Here is a 25,547-nt window from a genome sequence, read left to right on the forward strand (position 1 = left end):
TTATCGTCGAGAATTATGTATTTTGCTGTTGCTTATGCGTATTACTTTTTTGAATCCTCCGTTCCATCCGATGTTCAGTCGCGAGTCGCGCAGCCCCTGCGTGACCAAATCGAGTACACTTTACTGGCCCATGTTCCTGAGTTACGCCGCCGGCACTGCCGAAGCGGATGGCAACGAGATTCAGCTGATTGACAGCCCCGCCATGGAGCTTGACCTGCCCAAGACGCTGGAGGGCATCAAGAAATTTGACCCGGCACTGGTCGTCTGTAGCACGAGTACGCCGAGCATTCTGAACGACCTCAAAGTAGTGCATGCCATCAAGGATACGCTCCCGAACGTGAAGGTCGCCATCATGGGTACGCATGCGACGGCAGAACCGCTCGAGAGCCTGGAGATGGAACCCGCGCTCGACTTCGTGATTATCGGCGAGGCGGACTACACCTGCCGGAACCTCGCGAGGAGCCTGCGCGGCGACGGTGTTCCCGTAAACCAGATTGCGGGTCTCGCCTTCCGCAAGGAGGACGGCACCACAGACTTCCAGCCCGAGGGCCCGAAGATCGAGAACCTGGACGAACTCCCGTGGGTCTCGAAAGTTTACCGCAAGCATTTGTACAGCTGCTACAAGAAGTATTTCTACGGCGCGAACCTCAACCCGCTGATTGTGATTTTAAGCGGGCGCGGTTGCCCGAACCGCTGCAGCTACTGCGTGATTCCGCAGACGCTCAACGGTCACAAGTTCCGCCGCCGCACGCCCAAGGACGTGGTAGACGAACTGCAGTACATCAAGGACAATTTCGAGGATCTGGGCGAAGTCTTCTTCGAAGACGACACATTCACCGCAAGCCACGAGCATGTGCGCGAAATCTGCAACCTCATCCTGGAACGCGGCCTCAAGATTACGTGGAGCTGCAATGCCCGCGCCGACGTACCGCTGGATTTGCTCAAGCTGATGAAGAAGGCGGGCGGCCGCGAGATGTGCGTCGGTTTTGAAAGCGCCAGCCCCGTGGTACTCGAGAACATCCACAAGGGCGTGAAGAACACCGACAAGGCAATCGAGTTCACGAAGAACGCCCGCAAGGCAGGCCTGCTGGTGCATGGCTGCTTCATGGTGGGCAACCCGGGCGACACTCCGGAAACACTCCGCATGACGCTCGACTACGCCAAGAAGTTGAACCCGAACACCGCGCAGTTCTACCCCATCATGGCGTACCCCGGTACCGAGGCCTACAAGGAAGCCCTCGAAAGCGGCGCATTACAGACAAAGGATTACAACCAGTGGCTGGACAAGGACGGGTTCCACCGCACCACCATCCAGCGCGGCGAACTCAGCAGCCAGGCACTCGTGGACTTCTGCGACAAGGCCCGCCGTGAGTTCTACCTGCGTCCGAGCTATATTCTGCGTCAGGGAATCATGGCCCTCAAGAACCCGCGCGAACGTTACCGCGTGATGCGTGGATTCGGCACGCTCGTGAAGCACCTGTTCCGCAAGCACGGACAGCTCGCTCCTGTGGCGCGCCAGGCCCCGACGATCAAGCAGTAGCACACGGGTCGCTAACCCTCCGCTCTTTTTAAATCCCGGCCCCTGCGCCGGGATTTTTTCTACATTGACCAGCAGAGGCCAATATGATTTGCAAGAAGTGCGGAAGGGAATACGATGACGACATGCCGAAGTGCCTGTGGTGTGACGCACCGAACGACAGCAAAGTCGATTCCTCGGCCACAAACCCGGCAGACGGAACCGAGCCGGAGGAAACTGCAACCCTCTCGGAATACGAGATTTACTGTAAGAATGCAGTTTTCTGGCTCAGTTTTTTCTTTATCGGCTTAACCATTCTCGCTATTCCGACGGAAATTTCAATTGCAACTCATGGTGGCTTCGACAATTACTTTGGAGAATTGCTTAAAGGATTTTTGCTTTCGGGAATTTTGGGCATATTCGTTCCATTCATATTTCTACAGTTCCTTTCAGGAACAAGAGCAAACGCAGTCGGCGACCTCCTGGGCTTCGGCATCATCATAAACTTCTTCCTGCTATTTGTACATCTCTTTGTCACCTCTTGGATTGCCATTTACAAGTTTTGCGCTTGGCTCCACTGCGTCATCAAGGAACAGCAACGTTATTCAGAAACCGATTTTACACCCCGTGGAGCAATATTCTTTGCCCTGATCCCCATTATTTTTCCGGTATATCACTATATGATTTTCAAGGACCTACTCGCCCGGCAAAAAGAGGCTCTCGGACAAAACAGCCTAGAAAACGCTCACCTTCCCGGCTGGATGCTCAAAGCAATCCTCTTTCTCGGCTTCACTATACAAATTGGCTGGTTCCTGGGACTCTTCGTTGCAAAAGGCCTCTTCGCGGCACGGGTACTCAGCATAATTCTCAGCATCATACTCTTGGTCTGCTACATCAAAGTTATCAAGGCCATCACCGCGAACACCAGAGCGCTGAATTCACAGACAACGAACGACGCACCCCGCGACGAAACAAGCAAAAACACCCTCCCGCAGGAAAATCAGTAAGCATTTTTACTACTATTTATAATACTATGAGTGAAAATTGCCTTTTCTGCAAAATCATCAAGGGTGAAATCCCTTCCAAGAAAATCTACGAAGACGACGACGTTTTCGCATTCTACGACATCGCCCCGCAGGCCCCCGTGCACTTCCTTGTGGTGCCGAAGCGCCATATCGCGACCATCATGGACATGAAGCCGGAAGATTGCGAACTCGTGGGTAACATGCTTTACCGCGCACAGCTTATCGCGAAGGACCTCGGCCTCGAAGAGGGCGGCGCCCGTTTCGTGTTCAACTGCAAGGCCGATGCGGGCCAGACGGTGTTCCACATCCACCTGCACGTCGTTGGCGGGCAGCAGATGGGCTGGCCTCCGTTCCCGAAGGCTTAATAATCGCGGCGCAGCCGCCATTCTATGATTAAAACCCGCGCGATAGTCCTGCACCGCTTCCCCTACAGCGATTCCAGCTGGATCGTGAAGGCGCTTACGGAAGAAACCGGCACAGTCTCCTTCATCGTGAAGGGAGGCAAGCGCAAGGACAGCCCGTTCAGGGGGGCGCTCGACCCGCTCGCCCTGTGCGAGATAGTGTATCGCGAGAACCCGAATACGGAACTGCAGTTCCTGAAGGAAGCGAGCGTCATCAACTGGCACGCGCACCTTCGCGAAGACCTGCTCGCCCTCGCGAAGGCACAGGTGATGGCCGAAATCGTACTGCGGTACGCACCCGCGGGTGTCCCGCTGGAAGGGGAATTCGCCCTGCTGGAAGAGGCGCTCGCGGCGCTTGACGAACCCGCGGGCAATGCGCCGGCATCTGAACAGCCCGCGAACAGCAAGTCGGGTGTTTTCGCCCGCTGGCTCCTGGACACCTGCGAACTCTGGGGCTACCACCTGGACATGAGTTCCTGCAGCCGCTGCGACCACCAAATCGAAGGCGCTCCGGCCGATTTCCATCCGGAAACAGGCGCATTCATCTGCAAAAGTTGCCTCGGGGTCGAAACTCCCCGCGCGCGGCCCGAGACGCTCGCCGGTTTCGAGGCGCTACGCACCGGCAAGGCAATCGCGCACCCGGAATACGTCGAGAACGCGCTCCTCGCCTACCTGCGCAGCCACATCGGGTTCATGCGCGAAATAAACTCGCTCAAGTTCCTGAACGAGACGCGCAAACTGTTCCCGGCTATGCGCTAGGAAGTAAACAGGCGCGAAAAAGCCATCCGTGCAGAAAAAAACTATCTTTTACACGCTGTGAAAAGCGCTGTTCACAGAAAGCGCGGTTCATAAATAGGAGATGCTATGCTTACTGCGGAAGATATCCGCGCCTTGAAGGGCACGGGCAAGAAAGTTTCGATGATTACCGCCTACGACTTCGCGTTCGCCCAGATGGCAGAAGCCGCCGGAGTCGACCAGATTCTCGTGGGTGACAGCCTCGCGAACACCATGCTCGGCTACAAGAGCACCCGCGAAATCGGCATGACCGAAATGCTCATCTTCGTCGCCGCCGTCTGCCGCGGCGCACCCAACACGCACGTAGTGGCCGACATGCCCTACAGAAGCGACAAGGATCCGCAAACCGCATACGATAACGCTAAGCGCTTCATGGACTTAGGCGCGGCAAGCGTCAAGCTCGAAGGCACCCCCGCAGGCGTCATTGAGTACCTCCGCAGCAAGGATATTCCCGTCTGTGCACACCTCGGGCTGCTCCCGCAGACCGCCGAGAACTTCAAGCAGAAGGGCAAGACCGAAGAAGAGGCCCGCGCCATCGAAGACGCCGCCAAGTTCGTGGATAGCCTCGGATGCTTCGAGACGGTGCTCGAGCACATCCCCGAAGAACTCGGCAAGAAGATTACCGGCGAGGTGAAAAGCGTCACCATCGGCATCGGCGGCGGTAAATTCACCGACGGACACGTGCTCGTGATGCACGACGCGCTCGGAATGCACCAGAAAAAGCTCCCTCCGTTCGCGACGAAGTTCGTCGACATGTATTCCCTGGGCGTAGAAGGCTTCCGCAAATACGTGGAGAGCGTGAAGAACGAAGCGTAACGCACCGCAAAGAGAAATTTTTCTCGACGCAAACCCAAAAAGTTGTCTCCGCATAGAAAAAATTCTCGAATGACTGAAAATTTTTCTCTCGCGATTGAAAAAAAATTCTGGTGAAAAGAAAAAAATCTCGTCGATGGCGGGATTTTTTTGCAAGTGTTACGAAAATCACAAGTAATCCTTTGAGCATCATCAACTTACAATCAAAAAATATTGTATGGTGCAAAAAATGCCAAATCGTCTGGAATGCCCGTATTTATTGGGCTCGCGCTATTTTACATACAAAGTAATTTCATTTTCCTATAAGACTTTTTTTCTCGATTGTCAATAGACTTTTGAAAAAAAATGAAAAAAATTTTAAAAAGGTGTTGATTTTTTGTGAAAATAAAGTTATTTTAAAGTCATCAAATCATTAAACCCTCAAAAAAGGAAGAATACAATGGCTACAACAAAGAAACCCGCTGCTAAGAAACCCGCCGCCAAGAAGGCTGTCGCCGCCAAGAAGCCGGCCGCCAAGAAGGCTGCTCCGGCCAAGAAGGCTGTCGCCGCTAAGAAGCCCGCTGCCAAGAAGCCGGCTGCCAAGAAGGCTGCTCCTGCTAAGAAGGCTGCCCCGGCCAAGAAGGCTGTCGCCGCTAAGAAGCCGGCCGCCAAGAAGCCGGTTGCCAAGAAGGTTGCCGCCAAGAAGCCGGCTGCCAAGAAGGCTCCTGCTAAGAAGGCCGCTGCCAAGAAGTAATTCTTACAGTGCTCTCTTTTTGGAAAGGACTCGCATCTCGCGAGCCCTTTCTTTTTTCTTATTGCTATCTTTACCGCATGATTTCGGAAAAAGACCTCGAAGAACTCCAGAAAATTCCCCTAGACGAACGCGTCAAGCGCGTTGAGAAACTGCTCGAAGCAAAGGAATCCCCCCGCGGATTCGAACTCGGGCTCCTGCTAGCCCTCAAGATGGGCCAGGAAATCCGCGAGAAGAAGCCCCTCGGAAGCGAATCGGGCGAACTAGTCGCGAGCTGGAACGGAAAGTATTCCGAATACGTCATCGAGGAAGCCATCGCGTCGGCCAAGGAATTCCTGTTGCACCCGGCGAATATCGCCGAGAAAATCAAGGCGGGAATGGACAAGTTCAACAAGGCTCCGGAAGAAACCGAGCAAAACAACTCCGGAAACGAGGCCGAGAATGGATAACAAGCTCCAGGCCACCATCGATATCGGGAGCATGAGCTGCATCATGCTCATTGCCGCCTTCGAGAGCACCCAAGGCGAAGAAGGCCAGGATCCGCGTCAAGTCCTGGTCCCGAAACTCCAGAAAGTCAAAATCTGCAAGCTCGGCGAAGACATCTACGAACACGGGCGCATTTCCGAAAAGAAAATCGAGGAACTTGTCGCCGTCATGACATCGTTCCGCATGGACCTTCACGCCCTCGGGGCCGACATCAAGGCCGTGGCCATGACCGAAGCCATGCGCAGGGCCGAAAACCAGGACGAAGTCATCGATGCGGTCGAAAAGGCGCTCTGGTTCCGCCCGCGCATCATCAGCGGCGAAGAAGAGGGCAAGCTCACCTACCGTTCCGTGAAGGAATGGCACGGAGAAGGCATCGTCACCATTGATATCGGCGGCGGCTCCACCGAACTCAGCAACGGCGAGACCACGTTCTCGATTCCCGTAGGCGCGCTCAAGATGTTCAAGGCGATGGGCCCCATCCCCGGCCCCGAATACAAGAAATTCGTGAAGGAGACCTTCAAGGAAGTCAGCTTCAAGGGCATGACGAAAAAGCCGGTCTACCTCATCGGCGGTACAGGCACCGCGCTCGCCATGGTGTTCCTGAACAAGCAACAGTTCGACTACAAGGCCATCGAGGGGCTCGAAATGAGCATCGCCGACCTCGACGCAGTCACCACGCGCATATCGAACCTTTCGAAGGAGCTCCGCGCGATGCTCCCGGGGCTCGAGAACGGCCGCAGCGACGTCATCATCTGCGGGCTCTTCTGGCTCAAGTCGCTCCTGGAAAAGCTACGCGTCGAGACGTTCCGCATCAGTACCGCGGGCATCCGTTTCGGCCTGCTGTACCCGCCGGAACCCGAACCGGAAGCTAAACCGAAAGCGAAAAAAATTCCGCCCTGGCTCAAGAAGAAGGAAGAAGAGAATTCTGCTGAAGAATCGGAAGGCGCCTAGGCTTCTACGAGTGTCGCGACAAGGCAAGAATCCTTAGTCGCACCGCTCCCCGCGAAATCGATATCCTGCCCGCGCTTCCAAGCAGTGCGGGCTTCCTTATGCACCGAACTGACGGCAGCAAGCACATCCCGCGCAAAGGAGTCAAGCGCGAACTCGCTGTAGTTGGAACTTACCATGATGAATCCGCGCGGATTCAGAACCTGCGCGCATTCCGAAACAAGCGGCATCAGGTGTTCACGCACGTTGAAATTGAAACCCTTGAAGCGCGCAAAGCTCGGCGGATCGAGCACAATACCGTCGAACTTGAGTCCCTTCTTGATGGCCCAGCGCACATATTCGAGCGCGTTCCCGCGGAAAAATTCGCCAGGACGCAAGTCGAGCCCGTTCAGCGCGTAGTTTGCGCGGCCCTTGTCAAGAATCTTGCCGCTGATGTCGGCGTTGGTGGCGACCGCAGCACCCCCGAGGCGCGCATGCACCGAAAAACTGCACGTGTAGCTGAATAAATTGAGAAAGCGCGGGCCTTCACTTGTCATCGCACGAAAACGTTCCTCCACCTCGAGGCGTACGTGCCGCATGTCGAGGAACAGCCCCGGATTGACGGTGTCGAGCAAGTCCACATGGAACCGCGCATTGCCTTCGCGCACCGTACCTACGGCAGCATCGCGAGTCCCGAAAGCAACCTCCATGGGCGCGTTCTCTAGCGACTTGCCCGAACGCGAAAGCCTCTCCTTCACAATGATGCAGGCCGGTTCAAACACCGCTGCCACAGCATCCACGAATTCGCGACGACGGGCAAGCATTTCGGGTCCAAAGAACTGCACCTGGAACCGGTCACCGAACCTGTCGAGCGTAAGCCCCGGAAACCCGTCGGCCAATCCGTTCACGATGCGATAGGCATCCGTCACCGGAAACAGCGGCGAACGCTTTTCATTAGCAACTTCTAGGAGACGACGCATGGAAAACTCCGCGTCTAAGCCTTGTCCATCGACTTGATCTGGTCCACGAACTCGCCCACTTCCTTGAACTCACGGTAGATGGAGGCAAACCGCACGTAGGCGACCGCGTCGAGCTTCTTGAGTTCCTGCATCACGAGGTTCCCGATGGTATCGTAACCCACTTCGGAATTGTCGTTCACCGGCAGGGCGTTTTCGACACGGGTCGCCAGTTCCTCGATATCCTCGGATGTAATCGGGCGCTTCTTGCAAGAGTTCATGATGCCGCGAATCAACTTTTCACGCTGGAAGGGTTGCTTTTCGCCGCTCCTCTTCACGACAGTCAACGGCTGGAGTTCAATATACTCACGCGTCGTGAACCTGCGACCGCAGGCCAGGCATTCACGCCGTCTGCGGATGGCGGTTCCACTCACGCGGCTATCGACCACCTTGTCGTTGTCGTTCTTGCAAAAAGGGCAGATCATGGCTAGAATATATTATTTTGCGGCGGCCGTTTCAAACGCCTTGCCGAGCTTTTCCAGTGCTTCGTCCACTTCCGCGGCACTCACGTTCAGCGGCGGAAGCATACGCAGCACGTTGCCCTTGGCGCTAAGCACCATGAGATGCTCGGCCCGGGCGGCAGCGATGATGTTACCCACCGGCATCTCTTCGGCGAGTGCCACACCGAGAATCAGGCCTTCGCCGCGGATTTCCTTGGCGAAGCTGTACTTTTCCACAAGGGCAGCCAAACCGGCCTTCAGCTGGGCAGAGCGTTCGGCGACATTCTGGAGCAAGCCCGGAATCTGCTTCACGACAGCGAGACCTGCAGCGCATGCAATCGGGTTACCGCCGAATGTAGTACCATGGTCGCCGGCCTTGAGCTGGTCGGCAATCTTCTGGCGCAGGAGCACCGCACCAAGCGGGAGACCGCCACCGATTCCCTTGGCAAGCGTTACGAGGTCCGGATTCAGGCCGTACTTTTCGAAACCGAGGAAGGTTCCGAGCCTGCCCACACCCGCCTGCACTTCGTCAACGATGACGAGGCAGCCGAATTCCTTCTGCAGGCTGTTGATGGTTGCAACCATTTCGGCAGAGAGCGTCATCACGCCACCTTCGGCGGCCAGCGATTCCAGCATGATGGCACAGGTATTGCCATCCACCTCGGCCTTCAAGGCAGCGCAGTCATTCCAAGTCACGTGAACGAAGTCGCCCGGCATGGAGCCGAAGCCTTCCCTGATAGCCGGCTGGCCCGTCGCAGAAAGCGCGGCGTATGTCCTGCCGTGGAAGCTGTTCACGAACGTGATAATCTTCTGCCTGTTCTTTTCGCCCTTCCGATCGAAGTACTTACGTGCAAACTTGATTGCACCTTCGTTCGCCTCGGTACCCGAGTTGCAGAAGAACGCCTTGTCGAACTTGGTGATTTCAAGGAGTGCCTTGCCGAGATTAATCTGCGGGTAGTTCGGGTAAAGGTTGCTGATGTGGTTGAAGTGGTTCATCTGTTCCACCACAGCATCCTTAATCGCCTGGTTCTGGTGACCGAGCGCATTCACGGCAATACCCGCGACGAAGTCCAGGTACTGAGTGCCCTGGTCGTCATAGAGGTAAGAGCCCTCGCCCTTCACGAAGTTGATGTCTGCCTTGCCGTAGAGCGGCGCGATAATTTGTTTGTCCTGTTCGAGCAGGTTAGCGCAAGATTGTGCCATAGTTTAAATCTCCATTAATTTGTTTACCAAAGTGTTCCGCGTCCTTCCAACCCACAATGTGGATGCTCTTGAGTCCTCGTCGGATCGACTTGAAACTCTCGCGGACTTTGGGAATCATACCGCCGGAGATGACGCCAGCTTCGATCAGCTTTTCGGCGTCCGCTTCGCTCAGTTCGGGAATTACATTCTTGTTTTCGTCCATCACGCCCGGCACATCGCTCACCAACACGAACTGGTCGGCCTCCAGCGCCACAGCCAGTTCGCTTGCAGCCGTGTCGGCATTCACGTTCCAACTCACGCCGTTACCGTTAGCGTCAGGACCAATAGAAATCGGGCTCACCACGGGAACAAACCCCGCACCCCAGAGTGCGGTCACGATGCCGGGGTTCACCTTCTTGATTTCGCCCACCAGGCCAAGGTCCACCTTGCCCTGCTTCTTTTCCACCTGGAACAGGTTTGCATCTACGCCCGAAATACCGACTGCACCGCAACCATTGTTCAGGAGCATGCGCACGAGCTTCTTGTTCACGTAACCGGAGAGGGTCATCTCGACCATCTTCATGATGCCGGGGGTTGTGACTCGGAGACCGTCGATGAATGTCGGTTGTTCCTTGAGCAAGGCAATGTTTTCGTTGATGTCCTTGCCACCGCCGTGAACCACGGCCACCTGACAGCCTGCACCTGGGAGTGTAGAGACTGCCGACACAAAATCAGCGAGCTTGGCTTCGTCGATTGCCAGGCTGCCACCAATTTTTACAACCACTTTTTTCATCGCTCGGTTTGTTCCTCTCGAGTTTTGCCTTGCAAGGCAGTGAAATTACGGCGGAAAATTTAGAAAAAATACCCGCGTCTTCAATGTTTTTATTATATTATACCCATAATTCAACCAAAGACACAAGAGGTATATTATGGCAATCACGAAAGTTTGGCTCGACGAATCCAACGACGAGTGCGTTTCCTGCGGCGCTTGCGAAGCTACCTGCGACGCAGTGTTCGAAGTTCCCGAGAAGATGAAGGTCAAGGAAGGCGTCGACTATTCCGCTTACGAAAGCGAAATCAAGGACGCTGCAGACAGCTGCCCGGCCGGCGTGATCAAGTACGAGTAATACCGAAGGCGAGTGTCGCAGAGAAATGCTTGCATTTCTCTATGACCGAGCCGAGATATTGACGCCGTAGTGAAACGAGGCGTCCGTAATCTTCACTCTTACTGAAAACTTTTAAAGCCCCGTCTTCGTGACGGGGTTCTTTTTTTGTAACTCTCCAAGAAAACGATTATTCCGGTTTCAATGCCTCGTACGTCGCCCTTATCCACTCGGGGCTGCGGGCGCGGGTTTCGATGCTCACGCGGTCGATGACGCCGTTCCAGGTTTCTGTCCTGATTTCGTCGCCCCCCACGCGGAACGGGACACTGCGGTTCAATTCGTTCGGCACGAACTCGCCTGCAAATTCGGTACCGTCGCTATTAGCAATCGCTACGGGTTTGCCGTTCACGTACATGCTTACCTTGTGGTCCTTTGACACTAGTGCGATGAACGCCCACTCGCCAACGGGCACGGAAGTCGAATCCCCGAAGAACACCACCTCGGGGTAGCCGGGCATGCTCTTCATCACGGCGAACGAACCGCGATTCACTTCGTAGTGCCACTGGAATCGCGACGTAGAATCGCTCCAGTAGGCACGCTGGCAGAACAGCACCTGATGCTCGCCGTTGGGGCCGTTCCACTTGGTCCACAGCGACAGCGTGAAATCGCCGCCGGTCGGGTTGAGCGTATCGAGGTCGATATACTGGCCTGCACCGAGCAGCACGCCCTTGCCGCTCACGCCATCCACGTAATTCACACTGTCAGCCAGTCTGCCGTCGTGGTCGAACACGTACTCGTCGCCATTCATCTCAATATTCACGGTTGTCCAGCCGGTATCGGACCAGCGAACATAATCGGTATGGTAAGAGTTAAACCCGTACGCATCCGCAAGCATAGGCAGGTCAGGGTTCCAGAGGAAACCGTCGTAGTTTTCAAGCTGCGGCAATACAACGGTATCGCCTTCATCTTGTATGGTAAACGGAATATAGCCCAGCACGGAATCGCTTTCCGAGTAAATTAACTCTTCCTGCATTCCCGGTGGGATAGAATCGAAACTGAACGAGCCATCTTCTTGCACGTCGGCGCTAAGATGCGTTCCGCCGATGTGAACCTTGCCCGAAGTCACACCGGACATGCTCCCGCGCAGGGCCTTGCGCGAACCGACACGAACCTCGGTCGCCTTTCCACTCGGCGGAAGCGAGATACCCGAAAGGGACCCCGACCGTGCATACAGATAAACACCCGCAAACGCATTTATCACATCCCTTGCTGAATCCGCATACTGGATGGCAGTCGTCCGCCCGTTTTGCAGGTAACCGTGCATGTCATTACTTGCGACCTTGAATTCGAACTGCGCATTTGAATCGGCAACAGCCTCCAGAGAATCCTCAATCGCATAACCGTTATCCCAGTACAGCGTGAGCCGTGCGGCAGGCATCTTGTTGCCCTGCATGTCGACAACGGTCCCTGCAATCTTTGTCGTATCTGGTTCACGTGCAATAGAGTTCCCGATATCGGTAACACCGCCTGCAACATCGTCGCCGTTCGAGCAGGCAAAAAACGCAAGGGAAGCGGCAAGGGCGAGCGCCCACGCACGGCGAGGCTGTTTTAGATAAACAATCAAACGTTTCATCTTTCAACCTCCGTTCCGACTTTCTTGCTCATCGGGAATGCCACGAGCATCATCTCGTAAACGCGTTCCACGTTCGTGTCGTTGGACGCACGCGCGATAATCTTCTTGCGGGCTTCTTCGAGGACTTCCACGGCATAATTATAGGAACTTTCGCTCATGGCAAGCGTCGTGAAGGCGGCAAAGCGCTCATCCTTCGGCATGGACTCCACCGCGCCTATCGCATGCTGGATATACTCGCGACGAATCTGCCGGAGGGCAATCGGCGGGATTTCTGCAGCATCGAGCATCTGCGAGGTCTGCACGTAACGTTCGCCCTCCTTTTTCAGGAGGCCCCATTCCAGCAGGTTCTTCACCGCATCGCGCGCCTCTTCCGTAGTTATCTGCGGGGTAAGCGAGCGGGCCAAAATCCGGTAGTCGCCGTGCCACTGCGAATCTGCCGCGAGTTCACGAATTACCGGGTAGTACCACTTGCTGAAGTAGGCCTGCTCGCGCGTGGTGACGTGCGTGAATTCAATCTGCTTGCGGATTTGCAGAATCTGCTTCCAGGCCTGGTCGCGCTCGTCCACCTGCTGCGCCTGGTTGTACTGCACCAGCGCCTCGAAGTATTCCTTTTGCAGGGGCTCGAAATCCATCGCCTTCGAAATCTTCTCGATAGATTTCGGCGTGAGGTTAAACCGCCCGCGAATCACGTTCAGGCAGTACGAGGAACTACTGAACCCCGCCTTCGCCGCAAAGAAACGGTGCGAAAACACGGAGCGCATTTTCTTTTGCTCTTCGAAATAGTCCTGCATGAACTTGCGGAAGTCATCGTAGTCAAAAAGATGTTCCAGCGCGATACTCATGCCCATAAACTACATTATTTTTACACAAAAAGGCCGTTTTTGAGTAAAAAAGCGTGTAAAATGCGTTTAAATCGGCAATTTTTACAACACAGGGGCGTGTAAAAAACAAGCCTCGCACACCGGCGTGGCCAAAATCAGGCCGCCTGTCGCAAGGTGAACACGACCGAGAGCGGATCCCCCTCTTCGTCCCTCTCGACGAGGATAAACGACAGCTGGACCGCACCGTGCAACTTTCCCTGGCATTCCGCATAAATCATGCTCTGCTGATCCAGACGGGCCGGGAGCGTATTCAAGTCCAGGAACTCGAACATGCGCTGCTTGTCCACGTTTTCCACAAGAGCAAAGACAGCCCTTTCAATGTTCGTCGCAAGATTGTCCTCGTCGCGCACAACATCCGACACAAAGCGGTCGCGCTGCACCACCTCGTAGCTCATGTTCTTGAGATTTATCACGTAGACGCACTGGTACAGGGCCGTAACGGCACGGGTGACACGGTCCTTGTGTTCCTCGTCGCGGTACTTCTGGTCGATAACAATATTGCTGGTATAGATGCTCCTGAAGTGATTCGAAATGCGCTTGCACAGGTAGTATCCGGCAACGCCAATCGCAATGGATTCAATCGTATAGCCTCCCATCACCGCGACAAACCAATCCAGCGGATTATGGAAATCGAGACGGTCGAGGGAACGGAAATCGCTTACCAGCACATTCGACACCAGAATCATCACGTAGTTCATGGCGACGCTTATGAGGTAGATGTTCTTCTCGCAATAGAACAGGCTCACCATGGGCACTAGCGCATAGGTAATATACACCCCGACCTTGGCCATGCACATGAACGTAAGCACGCACATAAAGCCCACAAGCCCCCAAAACACGGTCACGATGCTCAAGGGATAATAGCGGTTCAGGAGTTTCTGCCCTACCGAGAGGAGGACAAGCAAGAGGCTTACCAGGGCGCACGACAAGTACGAGACATCGCAATAACCGAGGAAGCGGTCGAGCGCGATTGCAGGGCCCGCAAAGGCACAAAAGAGAAGAATCCTCGACATGGATTCATTCATAGAGCGCCGGTTCTTAAGGACAAATTCCCTATAACGATTGTTTTCGCTACCTTGTTCTGACATATTTTCTCCGCTTGATTATTTGATAAAATAATCAAATTGCATTCAAAGGAACATAATGCAATTATTTTATAACAAAAAAAGGCGTATTCTTACCCAAAAAAGCAGGTTCCACCTTTGGTGGAACCTGCTTTCCAAATCATCGAACGCGAGCTTATTCCCGCGACGCTCGCCTACCGGCCTTGGCGCTGCTACGCAGCGCTAGGCACCGTAGATTTGCCAATGCCGGAACGCAATCGTTCCGTCGCTGTCAAATCTACCTGCCTTTTTTCATCTGCTTCAGGAGGGCGCTCATTTTCTGCGGCTGGGCGACCACGGGCTTCTTGGGAGCAAAACCCGGGCGATCCTTGCCCGCAATCTTGTTCTTGAGGTCTGCGATGGTCGCATGGCCCTGGATGCCGCCCTGCGGGCGGGCATTGCCGCGAACACCATCGCGGCCGCGGCCACCGAAGTTGCCGCGGGGACCGCCAACTCGCTGGCCGCGAGGGCCACTCACACCCGCACCTGCCACACCGTCGGTAGATTCCTGCTTCATCGAGAGGCTGATACGCTTCTGGTTCGCATCCACGGCAACAACGCGCACCTTCACCACATCGCCCACAGTCAGGACTTCCTTCGCGTCGGTCACGTACTTGTCGCTGATTTCAGAAATATGCACGAGGCCATCCTGGTGAACGCCAATGTCCACGAACGCGCCGAAGTTCGCCACGTTCGTGACCACGCCTTCCATCCAGCTGCCCGTAACGAGGTCGTTGATGGTCTTGATGCGGTCATCGAATTTCGCATAACGGAATTCCTTACGCGGGTCGCGGCTCGGCTTCTGCAGTTCCTTCACGATATCGTCGAGGGTAGCCTTACCCACCTCGTCGGAGAGGAACTCATCCACCTTGATACCCTTCACCGCTTCGGCATTGCCCACGATATCCTTCACGGGGACGCCGACCTTCTCGGCCATCTGTTCCACGAGGGCGTAGTTTTCGGGGTGCACCGCGGAATCATCCAGCGGATTTTCGGCCCCCGGGATGCGCATGAAGCCCGCCGCCTGCTCGAAGGCCTTCGGACCGAAGCCCTTCACCTTCTTCAGGTCTTCACGGCTTGCAAACGCGCCGTTCTCTTCGCGGTACTTCACGATGGCTTCCGAAAGCGTATTGCTGAGGCCCGCCACATGGGCAAGGAGCGGAGCGGATGCGCTGTTCACGTCCACGCCCACCATGTTCACGCAGCTTTCCACCACTTCGTCGAGGCGCTTCTTGAGTTCGCGCTGGTTCACGTCGTGCTGGTACTGGCCCACGCCGATAGACTGCGGGTCTACCTTCACGAGTTCGGCAAGCGGGTCCTGCAGGCGGCGGCCAATCGAAATTGCGCCGCGGGTCGTCACGTCTTCCTTCGGGAATTCCTGGATGGCAATCATGCTTGCACTGTAAACGGAAGCACCGGCTTCCGAAACGATGACGCGCGGCGGAACCTTGCCCTTGAACTTGAGGGCCATCTCGCCACAGAAAGCGTCGGTCTCGCGGCTCGCGGTTCCGTTACCGATGGCGATGAGGTCAATCTTGTACTTATCGATGAGTTGCATCAGGTACACAGCGGCACCGGCCTTGTCGTTCCACGGTTCATGCGGCTTGATAATGCCATGATCCATGAACTTGCCGTTTTCGTCGAGCACAGCCACCTTGCAGCCCGTACGGAAACCCGGGTCGAGAGCGAGCACGGCCTTGTGACCCGCGGGGGCGGCAAGCAGAACGTCTTGCAGGTTCTTGCTGAACACCTTGAAGGCTTCCTCTTCGGCGGCGTCCTTGAGCATCAGGCGCACTTCGCTTTCCATGCTCGGCTGCAGCAGGCGTTCCCAGGCGTCCTGGCACATGGCCTCCAGGTACGGAGTCCAGGTCGTTTCGCCCTTGATAATCTGGGTCTTGAGGTAGCCGACCATTTCGTCGTTCGGCACTTCGATGGTGAGGCGCAGCACCTTCTCCTTTTCGCCACGGCGGAGCGCAAGCATGCGGTGGCTCGGAATCTTGCTGACCGGCTCGCTGAAGTCGTAGTAGTCCTTGAACTTTGTCTCCTGCTTCTCGAAATCCTTCTTGACCTTGGAAACCATCACGCCGGTCTTTTCCATCTTGGCACGGAGGTACTGGCGGAATTCGGTATTGTCGGCAACCTCTTCGGCCAAAATGTCGGCGGCACCCTTGAGGGCGGCCTTCGGGTCGGCAAGGCCCTTCTCCTCGGAGAGGTAGATACGGGCGATTTCTTCGGCGGTGTTGCCGGTATTTTCCTGTGCCCACATCAAGCGAGCCAGCGGTTCAAGACCGAGTTCCTTCGCGATGGTCGCGCGGGTGCGCTTCTTGGGCTTGTACGGGGCGTAAATATCTTCGAGGAGAGTTTTGTCCTTGCAGGCCTCGATCTGGGCCTTGAGTTCGGGAGTGAGCTTGCCCTGTTCCTCGATGCTCTTGAGCACCGTTTCCTTACGGTCGGCAAGTTCCTGCAGATAGTCGCGACGGTGGCTGATGTCGCGCAGTTCAATTTCGTTCAGCGTACCCGTCTGATCCTTGCGGTAGCGGGCGATAAAGGGGACCGTGCCTCCCTGGTCCATGAGTTCAAGCGCCTTAGCGACGCGCCATACTTCGAGCTTCAGTTCTTCGGCAATAATTGCGGAAAAATCCATTTTCTATTCCTATATGTAGATTCCGTTTCCGGTTTTTAGGGTCATAAATGCCCTGGGTTGACAGAATCGCAATATAGCAAAAGAAAGTGTCAATTTTGTGACAAAGTGGTAATGCTATATTTTTTTTGATGTCCAGCGTCATCCTCTTCAACAAGCCCTTCGGCGTCCTGAGCCAGTTTACCCCCGAAGCGGGGCACCCGGCTCTCGACCAGTTCGGATTCCCGCCCGGAATCTATGCCGCCGGAAGACTAGACCACGACAGCGAAGGGGCCCTTTTGCTCACGGACGACGGAAAGCTCATCAAGAGACTCCTCGACCCAAAATTCGAGCACCCGAGAACCTACCTCGCGCAGGTCGAAGGCAAAATCACGAAAGAAGCCGTCCAAAAGCTCATGCAGGGAGTCTCCTTCAAGGGCTACCGTTCCAAGCCGTGCACCGCCGAAATTGCAACCGAACCGGAATGGCTCTGGCCACGCAACCCGCCCGTCCGATTCCGCGCCAACATCCCCACTTCGTGGGTCCGGCTCACGCTTATCGAGGGGAAGAACCGCCAGGTGCGCCACATGACTGCCGCGGTCGGCTTCCCGACGCTGAGACTCATCCGCACCAGGATCGGGAACGTCGAGCTCGGCGACCTGCAGCCCGGACAGTGGCGGGCCGTAACGGAGAAAATCCTTTAAGCGGATTTTTCCTTATGCGGACTTTTCCGCGCGTAGATTTCCGGATTCCTGGAATAGAACCTGCGATGAGTCCAGCCGTACCAGAGGGCCGGATTTTCTTTTATGCGGGATTCGAGCCAGATGTTGAAGGCGGGCAAGACATCGCAGGATGCGGATGCGCGGGGCAGTTCAATCGCATGGAGGACGCGCCGGCAGCGGGCATCTTCCAGCCAGCAGATATACACGGGCGTCTCGGGGCGGTGCCGGAGCAAGAAATCCGGAAGCGGGTTGTTACGCACGGGCCTGTGCATGAACTCGCCCTCGAGCGCACTCGGGATTCTGCTATCCTGGTCAGCCAGCAGACAAACTAACTTCTTGCTATCGAGCAGGCGCAAGAACTCCCGCGGGGTGCGCGCATCAACGCCGTAAGGGCGACCATCGACGGCCCGAATTCGTTTATCCAGAATGCGATTGAGCCACGCGGGCCTTAGCGGGATGTAGCTCGCCACCAGCGGTATGCCGAGGCGACAGAGCCACGGGCCTATCGCCTCGTAGTTTCCGAAATGAGCCGTAAGAAAAATTCCGCCAGCACGCATTTTCTCGAGAACCGGGGCAGAACCTTCCGCGAGGGCAAAGTTCCAGCCGTCGATGCGGCAAGGATATGCGGAAAGTTCGCGGGGCAACTTCTTGAACGAGCCGAACCGGAAAAGGATTTCGCCCGCATGGCGCGTGAGGTTGCAGATGAGCGTGCGGTAGAACGTTCCCGGCCGGGAAATGCGCAGCGGGCTCCCTTCACGGGGTTCCGCGCCATCCACGTGTCGCAAGTTCGCGTAAACCGTCCCCTTTTTCCACCCGCAGGTGCAAAGCACGAAACCGGCGGTTCGCGCGAACACTTTTGACATGATGGAACGGAGCACAGGCATATTTGCATAAAATATACTTAAACGGGCGCGGCCGGCACACAAAAAATAATACTAGATTGTTTGCCAGCGCGGCACGTGTCGCGACGGAGTTTTTTTATGGCAATTTTCAATAGCATTCTCGAAACTATCGGCAACACACCACTCGTACGCATCAACAAGTTGAACAAGGGCGGGGCCGAAGTCTACGTAAAACTCGAAAGTTTCAACCCGCTCGGAAGCGCGAAGGACCGCGTGGCGTTCAACATGATTGAACGCGCCGAAAAGGAGGGCAAGCTCAAGCCGGGCGCGCTCATCATCGAGCCGACCAGCGGCAATACGGGCGTCGGGCTCGCCTACGTGGGTGCGGTGAAGGGCTACAAGGTGGTGCTCACGATGCCTGATTCCATGAGCATGGAACGCAGGCTGCTATTGAAGGCGCTTGGGGCCGAGGTCGTGCTGACCGAAGGCGCAAAGGGCATGGCAGGCTGCATCGAGAAGGCAAACGAGATTGCGGCGCAGAACCCGGGGAGTTTTATTCCGCAGCAGTTCGAGAATCCGGCGAACCCGGAAGCGCACTACCTCACCACGGGGCCCGAAATCTGGCGCGATACCGACGGCAAGGTGGACGTATTCATCGCGACGGCGGGCACGGGCGGAACCGTAAGCGGAACCGCGAAGTACCTCAAGGAAAAGAACCCGAACGTCTACGTCATCGCGATTGAACCCGATGATTCCCCGATGATATCGAAGGGCGTGGCGGGTCCGCACAAGATACAGGGAATCGGCGCGAACTTTATCCCGAAAATCTACGACCCGAAGGTGGTCGACGAGGTGTACCTCACCAGCACGGAGAAGGCGGGGAACGCGGCCCGCGCGGCAGCAAGCGAAGAAGGCATCTTTGTCGGGATTTCGTCCGGAGCGGCTCTGGAATGCGCGTTGACGGTCGCCAAGCGCCCCGAATTCAAGGGCAAGCGGATTGTCGCGCTCCTCCCCGACACAGGCGAACGCTACCTGAGCACCTGGCTCTGGACGGAAAAGTAGCCTGTATAGTTATATTTCAATAAACAAGTATTCGAAAATAGGAGATTCACCAAATGGTCATTACCGTATTTATCCTGTACCTGCTGATGATGCTCGGTATCGGATTCTACTTTTCCAAGAAGGCGAACAGCCTGAACGCCTACTACCTGGGCAACCGCGGCATGAACAAGTGGGTCGTGGCCATGTCCGCGCAGGCCTCCGACATGAGCGGCTGGCTCTTGATGGGCCTCCCCGGCGCCATCTTCGTGAGCGGTTTCTCCGAAGCGTGGATCGGCATCGGACTTGTCATCGGCACGTACCTCAACTGGAAAATCGTGGGTCGCAGGCTCCGCAAGTACAGCCACTTCTGCGGGGACTCCATCACGCTGCCCGACTTCTTTGCGAACCGCTTCCGCGACAACAAGGGAATCATCCGCGTCATCGCCTCGATTTTCATCCTCGCGTTCTTCCTGTTCTACACGGTTTCAGGCTTTGTCGCGAGCGCCAAACTTTTCGGCACCATCTTCAACATGAACTACACCACGGGCCTTATCATCGGTGCGGTCGTCGTGGTGAGTTACACCTTCATGGGCGGTTTCTTCGCCGTGTGCTGGACCGACTTTATTCAGGCGACCATGATGCTCATCGCCGTCATCGCCATTCCCTCGATTATCATGGCAGGTTCGGGCGGTTTTGCAGCCACCATGGATGCGGTGAACGCGCAGAACCCCTACCTGATGAGCCTGTTCACCAACGCCACCACCGGCAAGTCCATCGGGCTGATTGCGTTGATTTCTAGCCTCGCGTGGGGCCTCGGCTACTTCGGCATGCCGCACATCCTGGTGCGCTTCATGAGCATCAAGAACGCCGAAGACATCAAGTTCTCCCGCCGTGTCGCCATGACCTGGGTCACCATCTGCCTTGGTGCCGCCATCATGATTGCCATTCTCGGTCGCTACTACGTGGAAGCGAACGGCATTACCGTCGCCGACCCGGAACGCATCTTCATGATTCTCTGCCAAGCGCTCTGCCATCCGGCTGTCGCCGCCATCCTCATGGCCGCTATCCTAGCCGCTATCATGAGTACCGCCGACTCGCAGCTGCTGGTTTCGGCTTCGGCCTTCAGTAACGACCTCTACAAGCACCTGTTCCGTAAGAATGCGAGCAACAAGGAAGTCATGTGGGTGAGCCGCGGCGTGGTCGTACTCATTACGGTTATCGCGGTCATCGTCGCCATGCAGGGAGCGCCCAGCGCCGACGGCGCTGCACAGGGCAAGAGCTTCTTGGATGTGGTGATGAGCCTCGTGAGCTTTGCCTGGGGCGGATTCGGTGCCACCTTCGGCCCGATTATGCTCCTTGCCCTGTTCTGGAAGCGTACCACGCTTCCGGGCGCCATCGCGGGCATGCTCGTGGGCGGCATCACCACCTTCGTGTGGAAGTTCTACCTCTCCGGATTCTCCGCCGAAATCTTCCAGATTTACGAACTCGTGCCCGGCTTCGTGCTCAGCTTCGCGACCATCGTGATCGTGAGCCTCTGCACCAAGGCCCCGAGCAAAGAGATTCAGGAAGAGTTTGATGCTGTGGAACACACGCGCCTGAGCGATATGAAGCTGTAATCCACCGAAAAGGCTTTAGCATTTATTTCATTTGAAAAACACCCTGCGTAAAAGCAGGGTGTTTTGTTTTTACATTGAGGTAAATAAACTATTTCAGCGTCACGAACTTGTTCGCAAGCACCTTCCCGCGGGCATCGAGCAGCTTTGCCACATAGCGGCCCGCAGAGATTTTTTCAAGCGAGACGTGTGCGAGCCCTGCCACCTGCTTGGAAAGCACCGTCTTGCCCGTCACGGCAAAAAGCGAGAGCGTACTGCCCGCAGGCGCGGTCACATGGAGCAAGCGTTTTTCCAGTTGCAGGGACGGCACGAAGTTCGCCACCTGGCGTGCAGCACGAACAGTAAAGAATTCCGTACCTTCGGGCGCTCCGACAATCGTCCCGCGGCCCACGGTGCTCATGTACACCACGCCGAAGTTGTTCATGTCGCCCTGCACAAAGTTCCCGTTACCCGGGCCGCCGAACTGGTGCTTGTCGTCGTTGATGCGTTCGAATGTCTTGCACTTGTCGGTACTGCGGTAGATTCCAATCGGGTCGCCTTCCTTCGCGGCACCCCAGATAAATATCGTCTCGTAGTCGGCGCCTTCCTTGGCCTTGCCGATACCCACCGCGATGGCCGTCTTCGCACCCTCGCAGCGCGTCCAGTCCTTGCCGCCGTTCTCGCTGTAGGCAAGCCCGTTCTCGCTGAAGCCCTTCGGGAGCCACATCTGCGCCTGGTCCATCGGGACCCACACGTGGCCTTCCCTGCCCGGCACCGTGCGGATGAGGCCGCCGCCGTTGTAGTATTCGCCCGCGGCGTCGTTCTGCAGGCGCGCACCGTATTTCGCGAAGCTCTTGCCGCCGTCGTCGGAGCGGTACAGGTTCGCCTGCGCATCCATCACGTAGAACACGTCCGGATTCACGGGGTCCGCGACAATGCGGGAATTCTGTGTCTGCCCGCCGTCGAGTTCCACCGCGGTCCAGGTCGCGCCGTTATCGGCGGAGCGGTACGTGGTCGAGCCCATCTCGGGGCGGTGCAGCATCACCTTGCCGTCGGCAGAGAGCACCACCATGCCCTTCGGGCCCTTGAGCGTAGTCTTCACGCTGTCCCAAGTCTTGCCCATGTCGTCGCTGCGGTACATCACGTTGTAGTTGATGCTCTCGTACTGGCCGTACACGGTAATCACGCCCGTGCGCAGCAGGCTTCCGCTGAGCGGCGCGAAGGCCATCGTCTCGGTGGAGCCGACCGTCGGCGTGTGCCTCTGGGCGCTTGCATTGATATCGGTATAGACAGCGCCGTCGTAGTCGCCAATCGCGGTCACCAGCGGGCCGCCCGGAATGCTCACGATATCGAGCGGGACAGTCTCCTCGATGCCGCGGGACATAAACTTCCACACGGGAACCTTCGCGGTGATGTCTTCGGTCATGAATATGCCGTTGCCGCTCGTGACCCACGCCTGCTTGTTGTCGAACGGGTTAATCTCGAGCGAACCCGCCCAGTGGATGGCGTTGCCCGGAATCCAGTCCGTGCCGTTCGCGTCGATGTTGATGCCGTCGCCGTAATGCTGCCCGTGAATCCACGTCTTGCCGCCATCCGTGGTCGTGTAGATGCGGTCGCCGTAGTTGTCGCGCTCCTCGCCCTTCGCGTTCTTCGCGAGGTGACGCCCCGTGTACTTGCCGAGCGTCGAGACCACGATGTGCTTCGGGTCCTTCGGGTCGATGGAAATGCCACCGTAAGAACTATAGTCCTTCTCGTAGGTGGTGGGGCTCTGCTCGTGCGTCACCGAATCGCTCGGGGTGATATCTTCCCACGTGCCGCCCGCGATGTTGTACTTGTAGACCGCGCCTCTGTTGATGTTGTGCGGGCCCGGACCATCGGCGTAGGTAATGTACATGTCGCCACCCACAATCTTCGCGCGGTGGGGCATCAGATTCGCGGGGCCACCCGATATGGCCTTCCAAGTGGCGCCGCCGTCGTTACTCACCTGCAGGTTGTCCTTCGTTTCGGAGATGCCGATGTAAATCGTCTTGGTCGAGCCATCGGCATTCGTGCCCTGCGCCTCGTCGAACATCACGAAGCTGATACCGTTCACACCGTTCAGGCTCGATTCCTTCGCATCGGAAAGCGCGACCTTGTAGGCGCTCGTCCACGTCTTGCCGTAGTCGGTACTCTTGTAGAGGCCCTTCGTGCGGCTCCCGCAGAAGATAATGTTCGGCTTGTTCGGGTCCACCGCGAGCTTTTCGCCGGTCTGGCGGCCCATGCCGTTGCCGTGGGCGAGCATTTCCACGTAGCTCGTGTCCCAGGTGGCACCGTAATCCTCGCTCCGGAGCACGGCAGTCCGGCCCTGGCTAAAGTAGCCCGTCCCGCCGAGCACGTAGATGCGCTTCGGGTCGGTCGGGTCGAGCGCGAACGCCTCGGTGCCGTACAGGCCCTTGTCGTTCTCCGAGATCCAGTCCATCAGCGGGATCCACCTCTTGTTCTCGAAATCGAAGCGGTAGATGCCGCCCACGTCGGTTCGCGCATAGAGCACATTTTCGGCCTTCGGGTGGAAGATTACCGCCGACACGAAGCCGCCGCCATCGAAGCGGACATTGCCCCAGTTGTAGTTTTCGGCCTGCGAAAGGCCCGCACCCGCCGCGACCAGCGCGGCACCCAGCATCAATTTTTCGAACATATTCTTACCAAACATAAAGGTACAACACCCCCATACACCGGATATGAAAATATATTATTGGGCTCCGGTGCGCCACGAAATGCGGCAAGGGCGCCCCAAAAGCGTTTATGCAAACACAACAAGGCAAAAATCGCCCCAAATTTCCAGAATCCCTTTACAAAACGGCCTTTTTTATTAAATTTGGAACACTCGCGGGAGTAGCTCAGTTGGTAGAGCGCGACCTTCCCAAGGTCGATGTCGAGGGTTCGAGACCCTTTTCCCGCTCTAAAAACAAAGAAGACGCCACCAGGCGTCTTTTTTGTTTTTTAGAGTAGGGAGAAAAAGGTGGCGAGAACCCTCGAAGAGGGTTCGGCACAAAAGTGCCGTGGGCACGAAGTGACCATGTAATAGGCACTTTTTGAGCTTGATGCGAGTCCCACGAGCATCGAGCCCGTAGGGTTGACAATCAGCCGCGCAGCGGAGTCTGATTGTCAACAAACCCTTTCTCCGCTAGAAAAGAGTCCACTTTTTTTTCTATCATTGTCGCATGCATTTCCGCAAAAACGTTTTCAGTATCTTCGCAGCGACCATCGTGCTCACCGCTTTCTGCGCAAGCCAGAGCGCCGCAGAAGAGGAAAAATCCCTGTGGCAGCGTTTCGTCGACTGGTTCAAGCCCGCACCCTCGCTCGAAGGCGAAGGCCCGCTTTACGACGAACTTCGCGAACTGGAGACCCAGATTGACCGCATCGAAGGACGCTACTCGCGCGAACGCAGGCCCGGCAACAAGACTCGCCTGAAAAAGGAAATGGAAGACCTTAAAACCAAGCGCGAAAAGCTTATCGACAGGATCCGCGAAGAGGAAAAGGCCAAGAAGAACGCGCAGGGCGCCACGGCAAACAGTGCAGCCTCTCCAGCAAGTTCCGCAAGCAACGCGCCGACAAGCAGCACCCCTTTGACAGACGCTTCGACAGGTGCTTCGGCAAGCTCAGCATCCTTATCACAGGCAGTCTGCGCACACGACACCGTCTTCGTGCGCGACACGGTCATCGTTCACGATACGTTGTACGTAATCGTTTCAGGTAAGCCCGGCGAGCAGCAGGCACCCGCGGATTCCGCTACGGTTCCAGGTAATAAGTAGGCCTCACGCCCAGCAGTTTCTCGTCGGCATCCAGTTCTGCCGCCGGCTCATTGCGTCCGACAACAAGCGCGCTGTCAAAACCAGCGACATACGCGCCGTACACATCCGTCCCGAGCGTATCGCCAATCATAACCGCCTTCGCGCCCGCGGGCAAAGTCGCGCGGACCTTCTGCCATATTCCGGGGAACGGTTTGCCGAAATATTCCGCAGCGCAGCCCGTCTCCCGGCGCAGACGTTCGCAAAGTTCGCCCGAGACAGGCGCGCGAGTCCCGTCAATCCGCGGGGCCCACGCATCCGGGTTCAAGACCAGCAACAGCGCTCCGGGCCGGCGCAAGATAGCTACCGCCTGCGCGTACATCTCGTCTGTCGCCGTCGAAGAAGAAATCGCCACCACGGGCGAAACCGGATTCTCCACGGCAGCAATCCCGCATTCGGCGAGCACGTTCACGCCCGTCGCACGCCCGATGTAATAGACCTCGCGACCGGCACCAAAAGGCGAGCCACCCGCAGGCAGGCCCGACAGCCAACCCTTCAGCAGGCTACCGGAAGAAATCGTTTCTGCGACAGTGAAATCGAACCCGCGGGCATCCGCCTCTTCGGCGAGGGCCTGGTCCAGGTTCGACGCCGCATTCGTGACCAGTCGGATTTGCTTTCCTGCACGCCTCAGCGCGCCAAACCACTCCTTCGCGCCCGGGTACACGAAGTCGCCACGGTTGTACAGCGTGCCGTAACCGTCAAAGCAGAAGGCATCGTACTTATCGATAATGTCGGAGAGGCGCACGTGAACAGGTTCCCCCGCAGGACGAGTGCTACCGGCAAACGCGCCCGACTTTTCAACAAGCGCGCGGTACCGCCCGTATATTTCGAGTTCGAGTGCTTCCATGCAAA

At 56.5% G+C, this 25,547-nt stretch carries 24 protein-coding genes and 1 tRNA gene; 14 read left to right on the forward strand and 11 right to left on the reverse strand.

Annotation, left to right across the window (positions count from 1 at the left end; translation table 11 throughout):
* Window positions 1-34 precede the first annotated feature (34 nt).
* From B4A77_RS12405 to B4A77_RS12440, 8 genes are all read left to right on the forward strand, one after another.
* Window positions 35-1,540 carry a B12-binding domain-containing radical SAM protein gene (locus B4A77_RS12405; RefSeq protein WP_290733471.1) on the forward strand — a complete coding sequence of 502 codons (1,506 nt, stop codon included), beginning with the start codon at window positions 35-37 and terminating at the stop codon, window positions 1,538-1,540.
* 83 nt (window positions 1,541-1,623) lie between these two features.
* Entirely contained in the window at window positions 1,624-2,523 is a 900-nt protein-coding gene (locus B4A77_RS12410; protein ID WP_290741128.1) for a hypothetical protein, read from the forward strand.
* A gap of 26 nt (window positions 2,524-2,549) precedes the next feature.
* Entirely contained in the window at window positions 2,550-2,906 is a 357-nt protein-coding gene (locus B4A77_RS12415) for a histidine triad nucleotide-binding protein (protein ID WP_290730960.1), read from the forward strand.
* A gap of 24 nt (window positions 2,907-2,930) precedes the next feature.
* Window positions 2,931-3,701, forward strand: a complete 771-nt coding sequence (recO, locus tag B4A77_RS12420) for a DNA repair protein RecO (RefSeq protein ID WP_290741131.1) — start codon at window positions 2,931-2,933, stop codon at window positions 3,699-3,701.
* A 105-nt stretch (window positions 3,702-3,806) separates the two neighbouring features.
* Window positions 3,807-4,553, forward strand: coding sequence for a 3-methyl-2-oxobutanoate hydroxymethyltransferase (gene panB, locus B4A77_RS12425; protein WP_173382872.1), 747 nt, complete (start codon window positions 3,807-3,809; stop codon window positions 4,551-4,553).
* 436 nt (window positions 4,554-4,989) lie between these two features.
* Complete coding sequence (locus B4A77_RS12430) at window positions 4,990-5,283, forward strand: hypothetical protein (RefSeq protein ID WP_173366708.1); 294 nt, start codon at window positions 4,990-4,992, stop codon at window positions 5,281-5,283.
* Window positions 5,284-5,360: 77 nt separating this feature from the next.
* Window positions 5,361-5,729 (forward strand): hypothetical protein, encoded by a 369-nt coding sequence (locus B4A77_RS12435; RefSeq protein ID WP_173382873.1) that lies wholly within the window; start codon window positions 5,361-5,363, stop codon window positions 5,727-5,729.
* Window positions 5,722-6,717, forward strand: coding sequence for a phosphatase (locus tag B4A77_RS12440; RefSeq protein WP_173382874.1), 996 nt, complete (start codon window positions 5,722-5,724; stop codon window positions 6,715-6,717). The genes B4A77_RS12435 and B4A77_RS12440 overlap by 8 nt, the downstream gene beginning before the upstream one ends.
* Here B4A77_RS12440 and B4A77_RS12445 read toward each other — a convergent pair.
* The 4 genes from B4A77_RS12445 to argB are packed head-to-tail and all read right to left on the reverse strand — an operon-like array spanning window position 6,714 to window position 10,124.
* The gene (locus B4A77_RS12445; protein ID WP_290722597.1) at window positions 6,714-7,673 is read right to left on the reverse strand and encodes a class I SAM-dependent rRNA methyltransferase; all 960 of its coding nucleotides are present in this window, start codon (window positions 7,671-7,673) and stop codon (window positions 6,714-6,716) included. The two genes, B4A77_RS12440 and B4A77_RS12445, sit on opposite strands and share 4 nt — an antisense overlap.
* Window positions 7,674-7,687: 14 nt before the next feature.
* The gene (nrdR, locus tag B4A77_RS12450) at window positions 7,688-8,134 is read right to left on the reverse strand and encodes a transcriptional regulator NrdR (RefSeq protein ID WP_173366712.1); all 447 of its coding nucleotides are present in this window, start codon (window positions 8,132-8,134) and stop codon (window positions 7,688-7,690) included.
* A 12-nt stretch (window positions 8,135-8,146) separates the two neighbouring features.
* Window positions 8,147-9,352, reverse strand: a complete 1,206-nt coding sequence (locus tag B4A77_RS12455; RefSeq protein ID WP_290741136.1) for an aspartate aminotransferase family protein — start codon at window positions 9,350-9,352, stop codon at window positions 8,147-8,149.
* Window positions 9,333-10,124 (reverse strand): acetylglutamate kinase, encoded by a 792-nt coding sequence (gene argB, locus B4A77_RS12460; protein ID WP_290722595.1) that lies wholly within the window; start codon window positions 10,122-10,124, stop codon window positions 9,333-9,335. The genes B4A77_RS12455 and argB overlap by 20 nt, the downstream gene beginning before the upstream one ends.
* A gap of 136 nt (window positions 10,125-10,260) precedes the next feature.
* Between argB and B4A77_RS12465 the strand changes: the two genes are divergently transcribed.
* A complete protein-coding gene (locus B4A77_RS12465) occupies window positions 10,261-10,458 on the forward strand; it encodes a ferredoxin (RefSeq protein ID WP_073115269.1) in 198 nt (65 codons plus the stop codon).
* A 166-nt stretch (window positions 10,459-10,624) separates the two neighbouring features.
* Here B4A77_RS12465 and B4A77_RS12470 read toward each other — a convergent pair whose 3' ends face one another.
* The 4 genes from B4A77_RS12470 to B4A77_RS12485 form a co-directional block, all read right to left on the reverse strand.
* Window positions 10,625-12,067: a LamG domain-containing protein gene (locus tag B4A77_RS12470; RefSeq protein WP_290741139.1), complete on the reverse strand. Its 1,443-nt coding sequence runs from the start codon at window positions 12,065-12,067 to the stop codon at window positions 10,625-10,627.
* A complete protein-coding gene (locus tag B4A77_RS12475) occupies window positions 12,064-12,909 on the reverse strand; it encodes a TIGR02147 family protein (protein WP_290741142.1) in 846 nt (281 codons plus the stop codon). The genes B4A77_RS12470 and B4A77_RS12475 overlap by 4 nt, the downstream gene beginning before the upstream one ends.
* Before the next feature lie 134 nt (window positions 12,910-13,043).
* Complete coding sequence (locus B4A77_RS12480; RefSeq protein WP_290741144.1) at window positions 13,044-13,973, reverse strand: hypothetical protein; 930 nt, start codon at window positions 13,971-13,973, stop codon at window positions 13,044-13,046.
* Between the two features lie 316 nt (window positions 13,974-14,289).
* Window positions 14,290-16,695, reverse strand: a complete 2,406-nt coding sequence (locus B4A77_RS12485) for a Tex family protein (RefSeq protein WP_290722585.1) — start codon at window positions 16,693-16,695, stop codon at window positions 14,290-14,292.
* Between the two features lie 128 nt (window positions 16,696-16,823).
* On the opposite strand from B4A77_RS12485, the gene B4A77_RS12490 reads away from it, so the two are divergent.
* Complete coding sequence (locus B4A77_RS12490) at window positions 16,824-17,375, forward strand: pseudouridine synthase (RefSeq protein ID WP_173380852.1); 552 nt, start codon at window positions 16,824-16,826, stop codon at window positions 17,373-17,375.
* Here B4A77_RS12490 and B4A77_RS12495 read toward each other — a convergent pair.
* Window positions 17,372-18,277, reverse strand: a complete 906-nt coding sequence (locus B4A77_RS12495) for a lysophospholipid acyltransferase family protein (RefSeq protein WP_290741149.1) — start codon at window positions 18,275-18,277, stop codon at window positions 17,372-17,374. The two genes, B4A77_RS12490 and B4A77_RS12495, sit on opposite strands and share 4 nt — an antisense overlap.
* A gap of 96 nt (window positions 18,278-18,373) precedes the next feature.
* On the opposite strand from B4A77_RS12495, the gene cysK reads away from it, so the two are divergent.
* Window positions 18,374-19,297: a cysteine synthase A gene (gene cysK, locus B4A77_RS12500; protein WP_290741152.1), complete on the forward strand. Its 924-nt coding sequence runs from the start codon at window positions 18,374-18,376 to the stop codon at window positions 19,295-19,297.
* 53 nt (window positions 19,298-19,350) lie between these two features.
* Window positions 19,351-20,892 (forward strand): sodium/proline symporter PutP, encoded by a 1,542-nt coding sequence (gene putP, locus B4A77_RS12505; protein WP_290741155.1) that lies wholly within the window; start codon window positions 19,351-19,353, stop codon window positions 20,890-20,892.
* An 88-nt stretch (window positions 20,893-20,980) separates the two neighbouring features.
* Here putP and B4A77_RS12510 read toward each other — a convergent pair whose 3' ends face one another.
* Window positions 20,981-23,542, reverse strand: coding sequence for a VPS10 domain-containing protein (locus B4A77_RS12510; RefSeq protein WP_290741158.1), 2,562 nt, complete (start codon window positions 23,540-23,542; stop codon window positions 20,981-20,983).
* A gap of 191 nt (window positions 23,543-23,733) precedes the next feature.
* Here B4A77_RS12510 and B4A77_RS12515 point away from each other — a divergent pair.
* Together B4A77_RS12515 and B4A77_RS12520 are read left to right on the forward strand one after the other, a co-directional pair.
* A tRNA-Gly gene (locus B4A77_RS12515) sits at window positions 23,734-23,806 on the forward strand.
* A 262-nt stretch (window positions 23,807-24,068) separates the two neighbouring features.
* A complete protein-coding gene (locus tag B4A77_RS12520) occupies window positions 24,069-24,659 on the forward strand; it encodes a hypothetical protein (protein ID WP_290741160.1) in 591 nt (196 codons plus the stop codon).
* On the opposite strand, the gene B4A77_RS12525 is transcribed toward B4A77_RS12520, so the two are convergent.
* Window positions 24,637-25,542: an HAD-IIA family hydrolase gene (locus tag B4A77_RS12525; RefSeq protein WP_290741163.1), complete on the reverse strand. Its 906-nt coding sequence runs from the start codon at window positions 25,540-25,542 to the stop codon at window positions 24,637-24,639. The two genes, B4A77_RS12520 and B4A77_RS12525, sit on opposite strands and share 23 nt — an antisense overlap.
* Between the last annotated feature and the right edge of the window lie 5 nt (window positions 25,543-25,547).

It is taken from the genome of Fibrobacter sp. UBA3718, assembly GCF_002371935.1.
In the GTDB taxonomy this organism is placed as follows: Bacteria; Fibrobacterota; Fibrobacteria; order Fibrobacterales; family Fibrobacteraceae; genus Fibrobacter.

Coding starts and splice junctions, on each gene's coding strand:
- B4A77_RS12405 (WP_290733471.1), top strand. CDS start 35: ATGCGTATTACTTTTTTGAATCCTCCGTTCCATCCGATGTTCAGTCGC.
- B4A77_RS12410 (WP_290741128.1), top strand. CDS start 1,624: ATGATTTGCAAGAAGTGCGGAAGGGAATACGATGACGACATGCCGAAG.
- B4A77_RS12415 (WP_290730960.1), top strand. CDS start 2,550: ATGAGTGAAAATTGCCTTTTCTGCAAAATCATCAAGGGTGAAATCCCT.
- recO (WP_290741131.1), top strand. CDS start 2,931: ATGATTAAAACCCGCGCGATAGTCCTGCACCGCTTCCCCTACAGCGAT.
- panB (WP_173382872.1), top strand. CDS start 3,807: ATGCTTACTGCGGAAGATATCCGCGCCTTGAAGGGCACGGGCAAGAAA.
- B4A77_RS12430 (WP_173366708.1), top strand. CDS start 4,990: ATGGCTACAACAAAGAAACCCGCTGCTAAGAAACCCGCCGCCAAGAAG.
- B4A77_RS12435 (WP_173382873.1), top strand. CDS start 5,361: ATGATTTCGGAAAAAGACCTCGAAGAACTCCAGAAAATTCCCCTAGAC.
- B4A77_RS12440 (WP_173382874.1), top strand. CDS start 5,722: ATGGATAACAAGCTCCAGGCCACCATCGATATCGGGAGCATGAGCTGC.
- B4A77_RS12445 (WP_290722597.1), bottom strand. CDS start 7,673: ATGCGTCGTCTCCTAGAAGTTGCTAATGAAAAGCGTTCGCCGCTGTTT.
- nrdR (WP_173366712.1), bottom strand. CDS start 8,134: ATGATCTGCCCTTTTTGCAAGAACGACAACGACAAGGTGGTCGATAGC.
- B4A77_RS12455 (WP_290741136.1), bottom strand. CDS start 9,352: ATGGCACAATCTTGCGCTAACCTGCTCGAACAGGACAAACAAATTATC.
- argB (WP_290722595.1), bottom strand. CDS start 10,124: ATGAAAAAAGTGGTTGTAAAAATTGGTGGCAGCCTGGCAATCGACGAA.
- B4A77_RS12465 (WP_073115269.1), top strand. CDS start 10,261: ATGGCAATCACGAAAGTTTGGCTCGACGAATCCAACGACGAGTGCGTT.
- B4A77_RS12470 (WP_290741139.1), bottom strand. CDS start 12,067: ATGAAACGTTTGATTGTTTATCTAAAACAGCCTCGCCGTGCGTGGGCG.
- B4A77_RS12475 (WP_290741142.1), bottom strand. CDS start 12,909: ATGAGTATCGCGCTGGAACATCTTTTTGACTACGATGACTTCCGCAAG.
- B4A77_RS12480 (WP_290741144.1), bottom strand. CDS start 13,973: ATGAATGAATCCATGTCGAGGATTCTTCTCTTTTGTGCCTTTGCGGGC.
- B4A77_RS12485 (WP_290722585.1), bottom strand. CDS start 16,695: ATGGATTTTTCCGCAATTATTGCCGAAGAACTGAAGCTCGAAGTATGG.
- B4A77_RS12490 (WP_173380852.1), top strand. CDS start 16,824: ATGTCCAGCGTCATCCTCTTCAACAAGCCCTTCGGCGTCCTGAGCCAG.
- B4A77_RS12495 (WP_290741149.1), bottom strand. CDS start 18,277: ATGCCTGTGCTCCGTTCCATCATGTCAAAAGTGTTCGCGCGAACCGCC.
- cysK (WP_290741152.1), top strand. CDS start 18,374: ATGGCAATTTTCAATAGCATTCTCGAAACTATCGGCAACACACCACTC.
- putP (WP_290741155.1), top strand. CDS start 19,351: ATGGTCATTACCGTATTTATCCTGTACCTGCTGATGATGCTCGGTATC.
- B4A77_RS12510 (WP_290741158.1), bottom strand. CDS start 23,542: ATGTTCGAAAAATTGATGCTGGGTGCCGCGCTGGTCGCGGCGGGTGCG.
- B4A77_RS12520 (WP_290741160.1), top strand. CDS start 24,069: ATGCATTTCCGCAAAAACGTTTTCAGTATCTTCGCAGCGACCATCGTG.
- B4A77_RS12525 (WP_290741163.1), bottom strand. CDS start 25,542: ATGGAAGCACTCGAACTCGAAATATACGGGCGGTACCGCGCGCTTGTT.